A 17,079-nucleotide genomic window follows, 5' to 3' on the forward strand; every position below is an offset into this window, starting at 1 on the left:
GCAATGTATTATTCGGAGGAACTGGTAGAAGAGGTACGCTCCAGAAATGATATCGTGGATGTGATTTCCGGTTATGTGCGGCTGCAGAGAAAGGGCAGCTCCTATTTCGGGCTGTGCCCGTTTCACAGCGAGAAGTCGGCGTCTTTTTCCGTGTCGCGGGAGAAGCAGATGTATTACTGCTTCGGCTGCGGAGCCGGGGGCAATGTCTTTACGTTTCTGATGGAATACGAGCACTATACGTTTCCGGAGGCGCTGCGGGTGCTGGCGGAGCGTGCGGGCGTGCAGCTTCCGGAGCAGGAAATGAATGAGGAGATGCGGCGGGAGCAGAGCCTGCGCAGCCGTATTCTGGAGCTGAACAAGATGGCGGCGAAGTATTTTTATTATCAGCTCCGCCAGGAGGGCGGCGCGCACGCCATGCGGTATCTGAAGGACCGGCAGCTTTCGGATGAGACAATCCATCATTTCGGGCTTGGCTATGCGAACAAATACAGCGACGACCTCTACCGTTATCTGAAGGGGAAAAACATTCCGGATGAGCTTCTGGCGCAGTCCGGGCTGATGCAGGTGGATGAAAAGCGCGGCATGTACGATAAATTCTGGAACCGCGTGATTTTTCCCATCATGGATGTAAACGGCAGGGTAATCGGCTTCGGCGGCCGCGTGATGGGGGATGGAAAGCCGAAATATCTGAATTCCCCGGAAACGGTGGTGTTCGATAAGAGCCGCAATCTTTACGGGCTGAATTTTGCCAGGACCGCGCGCAAAAAGCAGCTTCTGGTGTGCGAAGGCTACATGGATGTGATTTCTCTGCATCAGGCGGGCTTTATTAATTCCGTTGCCTCTCTGGGGACGGCGCTGACCTCGCAGCACGCCAGCCTTATCCGCCGTTATACGGATGAAGTGATACTGACCTACGACAGTGACGAGGCGGGTGTGCGCGCGGCGCTCAGGGCAATTCCGCTGCTGGCGGAGGCGGGCGTGACGGCGCGCGTGCTGAACATGCGCCCTTATAAAGACCCGGATGAATTTATCAAGGCGCTGGGAGCGGAGGAATTCCAGAAGCGGATAGACGACGCCCAGAACAGCTTTCTGTTTGAGACGGATATCCTGCAGCAGTCGTATGATATGAGCGACCCCAGCGGCAAGACGGCGTTTTATGAGGCGGTGGCAAAAAAACTGGTGGGCTTTGAGCAGGAGCTGGAGCGCGAAAATTATCTGGAGGCTGTCGCCCGGCGCTATGGGGTGAGCGCGGACAGTCTGCGGAAGATGGTCAACAGCATTGCTCTGAAGGGGATGAATTTTTCGCGGACGGAGCCGGTGCGCAGCCAGACTGCCCGGCAGGACAAGGAGCCGGGAATTTTGAAATCCCAGAAGCTGCTGCTGACCTGGCTGATCGAGTATCCGTCGCTCTATGAGGGTGCGCGCAGGTTTATCACACCGGATGACTTTACCGGAGAGCCGTACCGCACGGTGGCGGAGCTTTTGTTTGAACAGTATGAGGCGGGAGAGAAGTCGCCTGCCAGAATCATCAACCATTTTACGGACCCGGAGGAGCAGAGCAAGGCGGCGGCGCTGTTCCACTCCACGCTGGCGGTGGAGTCGGAGGCGGAGCGGGAAAAAGCGTTTAAGGAAACGCTGCAGAATATCTTTTTAAGCAGCCTGGAGCGGCGCAGAAAGGAGCTTTCGCCCACCGACATGGCGGGGCTGCAGAAGCTGATCACGGAGCAGAAAAGAGTGCGCGAGATTGCCGCGGCAAATTTTTCGTTCCAGGCATAGCGCGGGACGGAAAACGTGTCCGGGAAATCCGGGCGGCGGATGCGGCGCCGGCGGGACGGAAAACATGTCCGGGAAATCCGGGCGGCGGATGCGGCACCGGCGGGACGGAAAATGCATCCGGGAAAAGGAGTGGAAAATTTGAGTATACAGCTATCAGCACGTCTGGCGGCGGTTGCCCGTCTGACAAAGGGGGCAGAGCGGCTGGCGGATATCGGGACGGATCACGGCTATCTGCCGGTTTATCTTGTGCAGCGGGGAGAACTGAAATCTGCGGTGGCGATGGATGTCAACCGGGGACCGCTGCTGCGCGCCCAGGAGCACATCCGGCAGTATCATCTGGAAGAGAAAATTTCGACCCGTCTCTCGGACGGAGCGCAGGAGCTGCTGCCGGGCGAGGCGGACTGTGTGGTCATCGCCGGTATGGGCGGACCGCTCACCATAAAAATCCTGTCGGAGGGCAGGCGGCAGCTTGCGCAGACAGAAACCTTTGTGCTGCAGCCGCAGTCGGAAATTGAGAGCGTGCGCAGATTCCTGCACGCGGAGGGCTTTCGCATCACGGCGGAGGATATGGTAAAGGACGACGGCAAATTCTACCCGATGATGAAAGCGGTGCGCGCCGGAAGCGGAGGCGGAGAGACGGCACGCATGGATGATGCGATGCGGATACAAAATACGGAAGATGCCGCCACGGCGCAGACCGGGGACGCGGCGCGCATGGACGATGCGGCGGCGCAGAACAGAAATACGGCGCGCATGGACGATGCGGCGGCGCAGAACAGAAATGCGGCGCGCATGGACGATACGGCGGCGCAGAACAGAAATGCGGTGCGCACAGACGATGCGCCGTGGGAGGATTATGAATACTGCTTCGGCAGATATCTGATTTTGCAGAAAAATCCTGTCCTTCTGGAATTTCTGCAGAAGGAGGAAGCCACCTGCCGCGCCATTCTGGAAAAGCTGCGGGGGCTGGAAAAAGAAAAGGCGGCGGGGCGCAGGGCAGAGCTTGAGAAAAGGCTGCGGATGATAGAGCAGTCGCGCCAGCCTCAGATACCTGCTGCGAACGAAGTGAAGTGAGCAGTAATGATTTTTCTTGCAATCCGGGCATGAAAAGCTTATAATACATCTGACGCGGCGGAAGGAGGAAGAAAAATGCTGAAGGGAAAAACGGTACTGCTTGGTGTTTCGGGGAGCATTGCAGCCTATAAGATTGCATATCTGGCGAGCGCTCTGAAGAAGCTTCACGCGGACGTTCACGTTCTGATGACAAAAAATGCATGTAATTTCATTACTCCGGTTACTTTTGAAAGTCTGGTGGGAAACAAGTGTCTGGTAGACACCTTCGACCGCAATTTCCAGTTTCAGGTGGAGCATGTGTCGATTGCCAGCAGGGCGGACGTGCTGCTGGTAGCTCCGGCATCGGCGAATGTGATCGGCAAGCTGGCGCACGGCATTGCGGACGATATGCTGACGACAACGGCGCTGGCATGTAAGTGTCCGAAGATCATCGCACCGGCGATGAACACGAACATGTTCGAAAACCCGGTCGTGCAGGACAACCTGAAGATTCTGGAAAAATATGGCTGGGAGGTCATCGCGCCGGCGACCGGCTATCTGGCGTGCGGCACCGTGGGTGCGGGAAAAATGCCGGAGCCGGAGGAGCTTCTTTCTTATATTAAGAAAGAGATTGCCTTCCCGAAGGATCTGCGCGGAAAGCGGATTCTGGTGACGGCGGGGCCGACGCAGGAGGCGATTGACCCGGTACGCTATATCACCAACCATTCCACCGGAAAAATGGGCTATGCGCTTGCCGCAAATGCCATGCTCCGCGGAGCAGAGGTGACGCTTGTCACCGGAAAAACGGCGCTGAAGGAGCCGATGCTTGTGCGCACCATACCGGTTACGACCGCGCAGGAGATGTTCGACAGAGTGACCGCTCTGGCATCCAGTCAGGACATCATCATCAAGGCGGCGGCTGTGGCGGATTACCGTCCCGCCGAGGTCAGCACGGAAAAGGTGAAAAAAACAGACGGCGCGCCATCCATCGCGCTGGAGCGCACGCAGGATATTCTGAAATATCTGGGAGAACACAGGCAGAGCGGACAGTTTCTCTGCGGCTTCTCTATGGAGACACAGAATATGCTGGCAAATGCAAAGGAAAAGCTCACGAAAAAGAATCTGGACATGATTGTCGCCAACAACCTGAAAGAGGCTGGCGCAGGATTCGGGACAGATACGAACGTCGTGACAATGATTACCAGAGATGAGGAAATCTCACTCCCGTTACTCAGCAAGGAGGAGACAGCCGCGCGCATTCTGGATAAAATCATTTCTTTGCAGCAGACAGGAAACCCGTAAACCGAACGAGGCGGGAAACGGTTCTGCTCAGATGGCAGAACACGCTGCCGCAGACAGAAAAAAGGCGGCGGAGCATACCCGCAGTTCCATCACCGTATTGCATCCGAATGGAGCGATAACAAGGAGGAAAACATGAACAAAAAATTATCAACAACGCAGCTTACCATTCTTGGTCTTATGACCGCACTTCTCTTATTGATGGCGTACACACCGCTCGGCTATCTGAACATCGGACCGCTGGCGATTACCTTTAACGTCATACCGGTCGCAATCAGCGCGATCGTGCTGGGGCCTCTGGGCGGCGCGATTGCAGGGGGCGTCTTTGGTCTTACCAGCTTTCTGCAGTGCATCGGTATCGGCGGTTCAAGCGCGATGGGCGTGATACTGTTCGACATCAACCCGGTGTTCGCCTTTATCCAGCGCTTTGTTCCGCGTGTGCTCGACGGATTTCTGCTCGGCTACATCTTTAACTTCGCGCGCAGACATTTCCATATATACGTGGCGTGCGCGATAACCGGATTCTGCTCGGCGTTTCTGAACACGGTGTTTTTCATGCTGGCGCTGGTGCTTCTGTATGGAAACACAGAGTATGTGCAGGGTCTGATGGGCGGACAGAACATCCTTATGTTTATCTGCACCTTTGTCGGAATCAACGCTGTGTGCGAAATGATTTCTTCGACACTGCTGACAAGTGCAGTGGGAGCTGCTTTATATAAGGCGCGGTTTATCCCGGCGCTGAAACAGAAATCGCAGCCGGTTTAAAATCCTGGCTGCCGCAGGCTGGAGGGTATTATGATTTTAGCGATTGACATCGGAAACACCAATATTGTCATCGGAGGCATCGATGAAAAGAAAACGTATTTTATAGAGCGCGTCTCGACGGTCCGGACAAAAACAGAGCTGGAATATGCCATTGATATAAAAAATGTGCTGGATATTTACGGTTACAGCGTGGAAGATATTTCGGGCGGTATCGTATGCTCGGTCGTTCCGCAGATTACCAATATCATGCGTGTGGCGGCGGAAAAAATTCTGCGCCGTGATATTATGGTGGTAAAGTCGGGGCTGAAGACCGGGCTGAATATTCTGATGGATTTTCCCAACCAGCTCGGCAGCGACCTGGTGGCGGCGTCGGTCGCCGGCATCACGCATTATCAGGTGCCGCTGATCATCTTTGACCTGGGAACGGCGACGACCGTGTGCGTGGTGGATGATAAGAAAAATTATATCGGCGGCATGATTTATCCGGGACTGCGTGTATCGCTGGACGCGCTGACCGAGAATGCCGCGCAGCTTCAGGGCGTGGCGCTGGAAAGTCCGGGGCGCGTCATCGGAAAAAATACCATCGATTGTATGAAGAGCGGTATTTTAAACAGCAATGCCGCCGCGATTGACGGCATTATCGACCGCATTGAGGAGGAGCTTGGGCAAAAAGCGACGGTGCTGGCGACGGGCGGGCTTGCCAAAACGGTCCTGCCGCTGTGCCGCCGGGAGATTATCCTGGATGAGGAGCTGCTTCTGAAAGGAATGCTGACAATTTACCAGAAAAACCATGCCGCATTTGCGGCGTCTGCGGAGACGGGGAAAGGGGCGGATTCATGCGGGTAGAGCAGGGCAACAGTCTGCTGCGTGTGAAGGCTGCCAACCAGTCGACGATTCTTCGCATGATTTATTATATGGGACCGGTGAAGCGCGCGGAGATCGCAGAACAGTTAGAGCTTACCCTTCCCACCATCACAACGAATGTAAACAGCATGATTTCGGCGGGAATCGTGCGGGAGGTCAGCATAAGGGATGACGGACAGGCGCGCATCGGCAGAAAGGCGCATCTGCTGGAGGTCGTTCCGGAGGCGTACCATTTTGTCGGGATCGAGAGCACCGGCATACACCGCTGCGTAAGCGTGGTGGACTACTGCGGACGTCCGCTTTATTCCCACTATGACGAGCAGGGGTGCGCGGATTACCGGCGGAGCATGGAGGAGACCTGCCAGGTGGTGCTGGATTGTCTGAAACACTGTCACCTGAAGCTGGACGATATCAGCGGTGTCTGCTTCGGGCTGCCGGGCTGGGTGGACCGGGAGGAGGGCATCCTGCGGGTACATCCGCGGAACCAGTGGAGCAACAAAAATATCCGTGAGGATTTCCGGGAAATTACCGGCTATAAGGGAACGGTGCTTGTGGAGAATAACGCCTGCGTGCGGGCGATCGGCACGCAGTTCCGCCGCCGGAAGGAAATGGAGAATGTGGAGAGCTTTACGTATCTTCTGGTAGATACCGGTATTGCGTGCCCTCTGATTGTCAACAGAGCCAACTATATCGGCTCGGCGGTCGGCGCCGGGGAGGTCGGACATATGGTAATGGAGGCGGACGGCAGGCAGTGCGTCTGCGGAAACCGCGGCTGTCTGGAGGCGTATTCCAGCGATTACGCGGTGATTGAGCGCTGCGCGGAGGCGATTCGGCAGGGAAAAGCGTCAAAGCTGAAGGAGCTTTGCGGACAGGCGAGACCGCAGATGTCACAGATTATGAAGGCGCAGCGCCAGGGAGACAGAGACGTTTCCGCAATCGTGGAGGATGCGGTAAGGGTGCTCGGAACGGCGGTAGCCAATATCATCAATTTTATCTGCCCGGATAAGATGCTGATTGACTGCAAGATGTTCAGTGAAATGAGCAACCGCACCCTGCTTCTGGCGGAGACGGACAAGAACCTCTGCAATAAGACTTACCGGGGAACGGAATTTCTCTTCGTGGAGCCGGACCGGACGGGCGGGGCGCTCGGCGCCGCAGCCGTTGCCATCAACCATGCGCTGGAGACACACCTTACAATAGAATAAACAAACGTAATGAAAGAAACGCTTCTGTGAACATACAGAGGCGTTTTTTGTTGCCATGCATACGACAAAAACGTCTGGCGGATGTTTTTTAGTTCCTGTCAGCCTCAGACGCCCGCTGCGGCGCCCGGTCTTTCTGAGCAGGAAAATTTTCACCTGAAATTTAACAAAATACCTGTTGTACTTCTGGAAGTGCTGTGATATAATGCTTGTAACAATATTTAAAAGTTTTAATTAATTGTTGAAAATGGCAAAAGAAATGACAAAAAAAGGAAACAATAAAACAATTTGCCAGAAATAATCGGAAAGGATGGGGAAAAAGAAAATGCCATTAGTACCAATGAAGGCGATTCTGGACGCAACGGAGAAATACAATTATGCGCAGGGGGCGTTCAATGTAAACGCGGTGTGTCAGGCGAAAGCGGTGATTGAGGTGCATGAAATGTTCCGTTCCGCGGCGATTCTGCAGGGAGCGGATCTGGCGAACGCTTTTATGGGAGGACGGACCGATTTTGCTAACGGGACGCTGGAGGATAAGAAGCGGGGCGCTCAGAATATTGCCAACGCAGTGAAAAAATATGCGGAAAACAGTCCGGTTCCGGTGGCGCTTCATCTGGACCACGGCAAAAATTTCGAGTCCTGCGCGGCGGCGATCGCGGGCGGCTATACCTCTGTTATGATAGATGGTTCCGCGCTTCCGTTTGAGGAAAACGTGGAGCTGACGCGCGAGGTCGTAAAATATGCGCACGAGCGCGGCGTCACAGTGGAAGGGGAGCTCGGCGTGCTCGCCGGTGTGGAGGACCATGTATTTGCGGCGAACTCCACCTACACAAATCCGATGGACGCCGTAAAATTTTTCAAGCAGACCGGCGTGGATGCACTTGCTATCAGCTATGGAACGAAGCACGGCGCAAATAAGGGAAAGGATACGGTCATCCGCAAGGAGATCGCCATCGCGACGAAGGAATGTATGCTGCACGAAGGAATCGAGGGCACGCTGGTGAGCCACGGTTCCTCCACGGTGCCGCAGTATATTGTCAGCGAGATCAATGCGCTCGGCGGAGATATTCATGACGCATACGGCATTAAGAAGGAGCAGCTGAAGGAAGTATCAAAGCTTGGTATCCGCAAGATAAACGTTGATACCGATATCCGTCTTGCTGTTACCCGCAATCTGCGCGAGCTGTTCCGGGACGATCCGTCCCTGCGCGGCAGCGCTTCTATCGGGGAGATTTACGAGCTGCTCTGCAAAAATCCGTCGGCGTTTGACCCGCGCGTGTTCTTCCCGCCGATCATGGATACCGTGATGTACGGAAACGTGCCGGATGACGATGTGGCGAAGATCGTGGACTGCATCGAGCGCGGCGTGAAGGAGGTTGTCGGAACACTGATCGTAGAATTTGACAGTGTGGGCAGGGCGCCGCTGATTGAAAATGTTTCCCTGGATGAAATGGCGGAGCGCTACCGCCGGAAGGGATAGCCTGCTTTGACAGGCGGTCTGTGGTCTGCATGGCGGATGCCTGGACAGTAGCACAGCTTTGGCGCAGAAAATGCGCGGACCTTGGAAAAGAGGGAGGACGGTATTATGGGCATGAATATCCTGGTTGCTCACGGCGGCGGACCGACAGCGGTCATCAACACCTCGCTGCAGGGCGTGGTGGAGGCGGCGCGCGCGTCGGGAAGAGTGGATAAAATATATGCCGCGCGGTTTGGCGCGGAGGGGATACTGAAAGGGGATCTCATGGACCTGACGGAGGTTCCGGCGGAGGTGATAGCCCGTCTGAGGCACACCCCGGCTTCGGCAATCGGCTCCTGCCGCAGAAAGCTGACGCAGGACGATTATCCGACGGTGCTGGAAACCATAAAGAAATTTAAAATCGATGCATTTTTTTATAACGGCGGCAATGATTCGATGGATACCTGCAACAAGGTGAATGAGCTTGCCGTAAAGGAAGGTCTGAATCTGTCTGTTATCGGTATTCCGAAAACGATGGACAACGACCTGGAGGTGACGGACCACTGTCCGGGCTTTGGAAGTGCGGCGCGCTATGCGGCGATCAGCGCTTCCGAGCTGGCGCTGGACGCTTCTGGACTGCCGATTCATGTGGTGGTGCTGGAGCTGATGGGAAGAAATGCCGGCTGGGTGACGGCGGCGGGCGCGATGGCAAGGCGTCTGACGCGCTGCGGACAGCTTACCTATCTGCCGGAGGTGCCGGTGGATATGGACAGGATGCTTGCCGATATCGAGGCGGTCTACGCGAAAGGAAACGGACTGCTGGTGACGGTGAGCGAGGGCGTCTGCGGACCGGACGGAAAGCCGCTGGCAGACACCGGCATTGTGGACGGTTTCGGGCATGTCGTTCCGGGCGGCACGGCGCAGTACATATCCGGGCAGATTATGCAGAAGCTGGGCATCAAATCGCGTGCGGAGAAGCCGGGACTGCTCGGCAGATGCAGCATTCCCTATGTGTCGCCGGTCGATTCCGGGGAGGCTTACGAGGTCGGCAGATACGCGCTGGAGTCGGCGCTGCGCGGGGAGAGCGGACAGATGGTCGCCATTGAGGCAGTCCGCAGACCGCAGTACAGAAGCAGACTGTTTCTGACGCCGCTGTCCGGCGTGGCGAATGCGGAAAAGCGTTTTCCGCTGGAATGGATCGTGGACGGCAATCAGATCGACGATGCATTTTTCGATTATGCGAAGCCGCTGATGGGAGAGGACTTCCCGCAGTATGCATTCCTCAGATAACAGTCCGGACAGGATTTTGTACAGAAAGGCAGAACAATTATGAAGCATATATATTTAAACTTAAAGCGTTTTGATGTTCCGGCAGAGCTTGGCGGCGTGAATCGTCTGGCACCGGTACAGGAGTGGGGCAGAACGATTGTGGAGAGCACCCAGGAGCCGCTGAAAAAATATAATCCGCAGGAGGTGGAATTTGTGCAGTTCCTGCCGGAGGCGCATCTTCTGCAGGCGGTGGCGGCGCTTTCCGAAAACAGCCTGCTGCAGATAGGCAGCCAGAGCGTGTACCGCGACAACACGGCGGTTGGCGGAAATTTCGGCGCGTTTACGACAAACCGTCCGGCTTCCATTGTGAAGGCGATGGGCTGTGCGGCGACGCTGATCGGGCACTGCGAGGAGCGCAACGATAAAAAAGGCATTCTGGCGGAGGCGGGTGTATCCAATATGTCAGCCGTAAACCGCCTGTTAAATAAGGAAATCAAATGCGCAATGGATGCCGGTCTGAAGGTGGTTTACTGCATCGGCGAGACAAGCGAGGAACAGCCGCAGTGGGAGCAGGTGCTCGGCGAGCAGCTCTCGGTTGGTCTGGAGGGCGTTGATAAATCAAAGGTTGTGATCGCCTACGAGCCTGTGTGGAGCATCGGGCCAGGCAAGACGCCTGCGGGCAAGGATTACATCACAAAAATCGCACGCTTTGTAAAAGAACAGACGGGCGGCATGGACGTGGTGTACGGCGGCGGGCTGAAGACGGATAACGCGGCGATGCTTGCCTCCATCGAAGAAATAGACGGCGGACTGATTGCGCTCACACGTTTCACGGGTGAAATTGGTTTTTATCCGGAGGAATATCTGGAAATCATTCGTTTATACTTGGGAGAATAACAGGAGGAGAAAAATGAGATTAGAATTTGAGTACGGCAATGGCATGATGAGCGCCGAATTGCCGGATACCACAGATGTTTTTATACCCGGCGAAACGGTTTCCGACCCGCCGTGCCTGCCGCAGGACTGGGACAGCCTCTATGAGGCGACCCTGCAGAGCATCCGCAATCCCATCGGAATGCCGACGCTCACAGAAATTGCGAAGGCGGGCGATAAGGTTGTCATCGTCATTCCCGATATCGTAAAGGGCGGCAATCAGCCGACCTCCCACCGCAAGGTGGCAATACGCGCCTGTCTGGATGAGCTTTACAGCGTCGGCGTGGAGAAAAAAGATGTGCTTCTGCTGATTTCCAACGGACTGCATCCGCGCGCTACCGTAAAAGAAATGCGCACGATTCTCGGCGATGCGCTGTTTAACGAATTTTATCCGCACGGGCAGATCACCAGCCACGACAGCGAGGATTATGACCATCTGGTGGACCTTGGCTATACCGAGGCGGGCGACCATGTGATTATGAATAAATATGTGTTTGACGCGGACGTGGCGATTCTTATCGGACACACGCAGGGGAACCCCTACGGCGGTTATTCCGGCGGCTACAAGCACTGTGCGACGGGCATCAGCCATTGGCGCAGCATCGCCAGTCACCATGTGCCGGAGGTGATGCACAAGCCGGACTTTGTGCCGGTCTCCACAAGCAGCGTGATGCGTCAGAAATTTGACCGCCACGGCATGTTTATGGAAGAGAAGATGGGCAAAAAATTCTTCTGCTGCGACGCCGTGCTGGATACGAAGTCGCGTCAGATCGAAATTAATTCCGGCTACGCAAAAGAAATGCAGCCGGTGAGCTGGAAGATGGCGGATAAGCGCACCTATGTACACTGGGCGGAAAAGAAATACGACGTGGTCGTGTTTGGAATGCCGACAAACTTTCACTACGGCGACGGCATGGGCACCAACCCCATCCAGATGATGCAGGCGCTGTCTGCGCAGGTCATCCGCCACAAGCGGGTACTCAGCGACCGCTGCGTATTTATCGTACCGTCCATCTGCGACGGCTGGTTCCACGACGAGAGATGGCCCTACCTGCGCGAGCTTTATGAGATGTTCCAGCACGATTCCATGAATATTCTGCCGGACATGAACCGTTACGGTGAATATTTTGCGACAAACGAAGAATATATCCGGAAATACCGCTTTGCCAATGCCTTCCATCCATTTCATGGCTTCTCCATGATGAGCTGCGGACATCTGGCGGAGGAGCACACCAGCGCAATCTATATTGTGGGAGCGCGCGAACCGGGAATCGCCAGAGGCATGGGACTGAAAACGCGCGCGACCGTCGAGGAAGCGCTGCAGGATGCCATGAAGAAATATGTAGGTCCAAATCCGAACATCCTGGCGCTGCCGAAGACCTTTACCACGGCTGCCGTACATCTCTGTATGAAGGATCCGTCCCAGAACAGTCATACGAGAGACGGTCACGGACATCCCTGCTGTGGATAATGGGATAAAAGGAGGGTAAAACATGAATGAGAAGGGAACAAAAAAGAAGAAAATCGTAATCAGCGATAAGGTCTGGCTGCTGATATCGTTTCTTGCGGCAATGCTCGTCTGGTTTCTGCTGTCCATCGGGGAGGCGACCGGGAGAAGCTTTCCGTTTGCTGACAAGGTAGTGCCGGCGGTCGGCACGATGGTTGAGCGCGGGGTATTCTGGAAGGATATCGCCAGCAGTATGACCTGCGTGGGAATCGGCTTCGGGCTTGGTTTTGTCACGGCGCTTCCGGTAGCGTTTCTGATGGCGTGGTACACGCCGGTGCAGAAAATTATAGAGCCGTGGATCAACTTTATCCGCAACATCCCGGCGCTGGCGTATGCGCCGCTTCTGGTCATCACCTTTGGTGTCGGACAGAAGCCGGCGGTAATCCTCATCTGGATCTGTACGTTTATGACCATGAGCATCACCATTTATCAGGGAATCAAAAACATCGACGTTACGCTGATCAAGGCGGCAAGGGTGCTGGGAGCAAATGATTTTGATATTTTCTGGAAGATCATCTGTCCGGCGACGGTACCGTTTATCATCACGGCAATCCGTCTCGGACTCGGCGCGGCGCTGACGACGCTGCTGGCGGCGGAATCGACCGGCGCGCAGGCAGGTATCGGTATGCGTATCCGCTCACTGTCGAACTCCTTTGAGTCGGCTCCGATGCTGATGTACATTATTCTGCTTGGCATCATCGGTTTAATTCTGGTGAAGATTGTGGATATCATAGAAAGGAAATTAACGGGATGGCAAGAGAAGATAAATTAGTCAAATTAAAAATCGATAATGTATACAAGGAATATCAGGGGCGCAACGGCAAGGTGGTCGCGCTGAACGGGGTAAGTCTTGACATTGCGGAAAATGAGTTTATCTGTGTGGTAGGTCCGTCGGGCTGCGGCAAATCGACGCTGCTGAATATCATTGCCGGGCTCCTGGAGCCGACCAGCGGAGCAGTCTATCTGGACGGAAAGCAGATTGAGGGCACCGGCGTGGAGCGCGGCGTTGTATTCCAGCAGTATGCGCTGTTTCCGTGGAGGACGGTCATCAAAAATGTCATGTTCGGGCTGGAAATGAAGAAGGTGCCGAAGGATAAGGCGGAGGAAATTGCCCGGAAATACATAAAGGCGGTTGGTCTGGAGGGCTTTGAGCATTCCTATCCGAAGGAGCTCTCCGGCGGCATGAAGCAGCGTGTGGCGATCGCCCGCGCTTATGCGGCAAACCCGGAGGTGCTGCTTCTGGATGAGCCGTTCGGAGCGCTGGATGCGCAGACGCGCGTGCAGCTTCAGACGGAGCTTTTAAATACCTGGGAGCAGGAGAAAAAGACCTGCTTCTTCATCACACATGATGTGGATGAGGCAATCATTCTGGCGCAGCGCGTCATTATCATGAGCGCGCGTCCGGGACGTATTAAAAGAATCGTGGATATCGATATTCCGTATCCGAGAACGCAGGAGACAAAATCAGATCCGCGCTTCCTGGAGCTGAAGGCGGAGATCTGGAACGAGGTATACCAGGAATTCCTGGCGGTACGCAAATAATGAAGCCGGGTCAGATGCAGCGGACCCTGATGATGTGACTAACCGCAAAGCGGTTAAAATAATTTTTTAAGGAGGACATGAATTATGTTGAAAGGCACTATGAAAAAACTTCTCGGCGTGGCGGCAGCGGCTGCGATGACACTGGCGATGGCGACAGTGGGACATGCGGAGGAAACCATCGAACTGAACGTGGCTTACATGCCGAACTACGCATCCCTCTGGTCGGTTCTGACCGGTATTGACCAGGGCTTCTTTGCAGAGGAAGGGCTGGAGATCAAGCTGTGGGAGTTTGCGGACGGTCCGTCTGAGATCGCGGCGATGGAGGGCGGCAGCATTGATATCGCTTATATCGGACACGGTGCGCATAAGCTCTGTATCAACGGACAGGCGACCATTTTCGCGCCGAGCTCTGTGCACAGCACGGACAAAATCATCGTGCTCCCGTCTTCTGAGGTTACTTCCGTGGATGATATCGCGAATCTGAAGGGCAAAAAGGTAGCCTACAATGCAGGCTCTTCTTCCGAGACGGCTTTAAACGGCGCGCTGGCGGCGGCAGGTCTTACGATGGACGATATTGAGGCTTATGAGATGGATGCAACAAACATGGTAGCGGCAATGTCTTCCGGTTCTGTGGATGCCTGCACGGCATGGAACCCGTACAGCAACCAGATCATGCAGAACTGCGAAGGCGCTCTGGAGCTGGAATTTGCGACGGATTCCGTAAACCTGTCGAGCTGGATCTGCCTGCCGTCCTATGCGGAAGAAAACAGAGACATCCTGCTCCGCTTCAGCCGTGCGCTGTATAAGGCGATGGCTTACTCTTCCCAGGAGGAAAACTGGGATTATGCGGTCGGACTGTATGCAACACAGTGTGCGAAGGACAAGGATGCCTGCATGGTGGAGACCGGCGATGCAACCTGGTTCAGCGCAGATGATGTAAAGAACGGTATTGCAGACGGAACAATGCAGGATTACTATCAGAGACAGCAGCAGATGTTCATCGACAGCGGCGACGTGGAAGCAGAGGTTCCGCTTGAAAATTATGTGCTGTTTGATTTGATGACAGAGGCGCTGGGCGAATAGTATCTGTTACGGCGATTATTCTGAAATAGCGGAATAGACCCCGTGGAGCGGCAGGAAAGTCTGTTCCACGGGGCTTTTGTTGCCATGCATACGACAAAAACGTCCGGTGGACGTTTTTTAGTCACCGGAGGACCGGCGGGGGCATATGGCGCAGGATTTCACGGGGGATTTTCCTGTGCGGGAAGGATGACGGAATTTATGAAGGTATTTTTTAAGCAGGACAGCCCGCAGGCAGTCGCGTATGCGGCAGAGGAGCTGGAGGCGTATCTGAAAAAGATGCTCCCGGAGCTGGGGGACTGCGATTGGACGATGCGTCTGGAGGTGACGGGAGCACAGGGCACGGAGACAGAAACTGCACTGGCGCCGGATACCGGAGCGCGTGCGTACCGGCGGGGGAATGAAAAGGAGCATGGATGTACAGCGGCGCCGGACCGGGAAAATGACAGCTTTTGTGTAAAGGTGACGGCGGAGGGCGGCGCAATTACCGGAAATCGTCCGCGCAGCGTGCTGCTTGGCGTTTACGATTATCTCCATTATCTGGGCTGCCGTTTTCTGATGCCGGGCGCGCAGGGAGAGTATATTCCGCGCATCACAAAAGAGAGGCTTCCGGCAGCTTACGAAAAAACGGCATCCTTTTATCACCGGGGCGTCTGCATAGAGGGAGCGGATTCTTTTGAAAATATCCGGGACTTTATTGCGTGGCTGCCGAAGGTGGGGTACAACAGCTTCTTTCTGCAGTTTAAGGTGCCGTATGTTTTTCTTGCGCGGTGGTATCACCACGAGCAGAATCCTTACCGGGAGGCGGAAGAGTTTACGTATGCGGACGCCTGCCGCTATATGCATCTGCTGGAGGCGGAGCTGAAAAAACGGGATCTGATTCTGCACAAGGTGGGACACGGATGGACGGGAGAGGTGCTCGGCTATGAAATGTCCTCCTGGGAGACGGCAAAGGAGCCGCTGCGGGAGCCGGAAAAATCGTATGCGGCAATGGTGGGAGGCATGCGGGACCTTTACGGAGGCGCTCCCACAAATACGAATCTCTGCCTGTCGAATCCGGAGACGGTGGAGCGCTTTGCCGGTAAGGTGACGGCGTATGCAAAAGCAAATCCGGATGTGGATTATCTGCATATCTGGCTGGCGGATGAGTACAACAATGTGTGCGAGTGCGAGGCGTGCCGGAGAACGACGCCCTCCGACCAGTATGCGGCGCTGCTCAATGAGATTGACCGGCGCTTCTGCGAAGCGCATCTGGACACACGGATCGCTTTTCTGCTGTACCAGGAGCTTTTATGGCCGCCGGTGAAGGAGCGCCTGAAAAATCCGCAGCGGTTTGTGCTGATGTTTGCGCCGATCAGCCGGACATTTGAAAAATCGTATGCGCAGGAGCTGAAGCAGGGAAAGAACGCGGATGGACAGATGGAGCGCCGGAACAGGCAGGATGCGGATGGACAGATGGAGCGCCGGAATGGGCAGGATGCGGACGGGCAGATGGAGAGCCTGTGCGGACAGAACGCGGACACGCTGCCGGAGTATGTGCGCAACCGGATCGTGCTGCCGTCCGGACTGGGAGAAAATCTGGCGTTTCTGCGGGCATGGCAGGCGCAGTTTCCGGGGGACAGCTTCGTGTACGACTATCCGCTTGGACGGGCGCATTATGGGGACTTCGGGTATGTACACATTGCCCGGATCATCGGAGAGGATATCAAAAAGCTGAAAGAAATGGGGCTGGACGGCTACATAAGCTGCCAGGAGCTGCGTGCGGCTCTGCCGAACGCGCTGCCAAATTACGTGATGGGATACACCCTTTTTGAGGAACAGACGGACGTGCAGGCGCTGACGGAGGAATATTTCGCGGCGGCATACGGAAAGAGCGCCGGGGACGTCAGATGCTATCTGGAAAAGCTCTCCGCACTGCAGTGCTGCGATTACTTGAATGGAAAGGGCGCGCGCACGGATGCGCGGATGGCAGAGCGGATGCGGCAGATACAGAAAATCTGCGCGGCGTTTCATCCGGAAGCATATCCGGAGCAGCCGGCGGATGAAAAAGACCGGCAAAGAGAACAGAAATCCGGCGCCCTGCCGGGAAACCCGGCGCCGTTTTTGCGGGAGCTGCTCGCTTTTCATAAAGAATACGTCCGGCAGCTTGCAGAGGCGCTGGAGCTGCTGGCGGAGGGCAGGCAGCGGGAGGCGGATGAGAGCTGGCGCAATCTGCGCCGCTGCCTCTGCGGACAGGAAGAAAAATTCCAGCCGTATCTGGACGTTTACCGTGTGCTGGAGGTTACCCGGAAATATACCGGATTTCAGTAAAAGGATGCGTGTCATGACATTAT

General features: G+C 55.3%; 14 protein-coding genes. All 14 read left to right on the forward strand.

What is annotated here, in order from left to right:
* The first annotated feature begins 3 nt into the window (after window positions 1-3).
* Window positions 4-1,776: a DNA primase gene (dnaG, locus tag NQ534_RS17765; protein ID WP_006862569.1), complete on the forward strand. Its 1,773-nt coding sequence runs from the start codon at window positions 4-6 to the stop codon at window positions 1,774-1,776.
* Between the two features lie 138 nt (window positions 1,777-1,914).
* Complete coding sequence (locus tag NQ534_RS17770; protein ID WP_242655371.1) at window positions 1,915-2,850, forward strand: tRNA (adenine(22)-N(1))-methyltransferase; 936 nt, start codon at window positions 1,915-1,917, stop codon at window positions 2,848-2,850.
* A gap of 75 nt (window positions 2,851-2,925) precedes the next feature.
* Window positions 2,926-4,131, forward strand: a complete 1,206-nt coding sequence (gene coaBC / locus NQ534_RS17775) for a bifunctional phosphopantothenoylcysteine decarboxylase/phosphopantothenate--cysteine ligase CoaBC (RefSeq protein WP_006862571.1) — start codon at window positions 2,926-2,928, stop codon at window positions 4,129-4,131.
* Window positions 4,132-4,263: 132 nt separating this feature from the next.
* On the forward strand, window positions 4,264-4,893 hold the full coding sequence (locus NQ534_RS17780; RefSeq protein ID WP_006862572.1) for an ECF transporter S component: 630 nt from the start codon (window positions 4,264-4,266) through the stop codon (window positions 4,891-4,893).
* Between the two features lie 30 nt (window positions 4,894-4,923).
* On the forward strand, window positions 4,924-5,739 hold the full coding sequence (locus tag NQ534_RS17785) for a type III pantothenate kinase (RefSeq protein ID WP_006862573.1): 816 nt from the start codon (window positions 4,924-4,926) through the stop codon (window positions 5,737-5,739).
* Complete coding sequence (locus NQ534_RS17790; protein WP_006862574.1) at window positions 5,730-6,962, forward strand: ROK family transcriptional regulator; 1,233 nt, start codon at window positions 5,730-5,732, stop codon at window positions 6,960-6,962. The genes NQ534_RS17785 and NQ534_RS17790 overlap by 10 nt, the downstream gene beginning before the upstream one ends.
* A 322-nt stretch (window positions 6,963-7,284) precedes the next feature.
* Window positions 7,285-8,439: a class II fructose-bisphosphate aldolase gene (locus NQ534_RS17795; protein ID WP_040783792.1), complete on the forward strand. Its 1,155-nt coding sequence runs from the start codon at window positions 7,285-7,287 to the stop codon at window positions 8,437-8,439.
* Window positions 8,440-8,544: 105 nt separating this feature from the next.
* A complete protein-coding gene (locus tag NQ534_RS17800) occupies window positions 8,545-9,705 on the forward strand; it encodes a 6-phosphofructokinase (RefSeq protein WP_040783745.1) in 1,161 nt (386 codons plus the stop codon).
* Between the two features lie 39 nt (window positions 9,706-9,744).
* Window positions 9,745-10,581, forward strand: a complete 837-nt coding sequence (locus NQ534_RS17805; protein ID WP_006862577.1) for a triose-phosphate isomerase — start codon at window positions 9,745-9,747, stop codon at window positions 10,579-10,581.
* Window positions 10,582-10,594: 13 nt separating this feature from the next.
* Window positions 10,595-12,088 carry a lactate racemase domain-containing protein gene (locus tag NQ534_RS17810; RefSeq protein ID WP_006862578.1) on the forward strand — a complete coding sequence of 498 codons (1,494 nt, stop codon included), beginning with the start codon at window positions 10,595-10,597 and terminating at the stop codon, window positions 12,086-12,088.
* Between the two features lie 22 nt (window positions 12,089-12,110).
* Entirely contained in the window at window positions 12,111-12,896 is a 786-nt protein-coding gene (locus NQ534_RS17815; RefSeq protein ID WP_006862579.1) for an ABC transporter permease, read from the forward strand.
* Entirely contained in the window at window positions 12,875-13,666 is a 792-nt protein-coding gene (locus NQ534_RS17820) for an ABC transporter ATP-binding protein (protein ID WP_006862580.1), read from the forward strand. Before NQ534_RS17815 ends, NQ534_RS17820 begins: the two co-directional genes overlap by 22 nt.
* A gap of 84 nt (window positions 13,667-13,750) precedes the next feature.
* A complete protein-coding gene (locus NQ534_RS17825) occupies window positions 13,751-14,749 on the forward strand; it encodes an ABC transporter substrate-binding protein (RefSeq protein WP_006862581.1) in 999 nt (332 codons plus the stop codon).
* Between the two features lie 198 nt (window positions 14,750-14,947).
* A complete protein-coding gene (locus NQ534_RS17830; RefSeq protein WP_157200739.1) occupies window positions 14,948-17,056 on the forward strand; it encodes a DUF4838 domain-containing protein in 2,109 nt (702 codons plus the stop codon).
* Window positions 17,057-17,079: the final 23 nt, after the last annotated feature.

It is taken from the genome of Marvinbryantia formatexigens DSM 14469 (genome assembly GCF_025148285.1).
Classification (GTDB): domain Bacteria; phylum Bacillota; class Clostridia; order Lachnospirales; family Lachnospiraceae; genus Marvinbryantia; species Marvinbryantia formatexigens.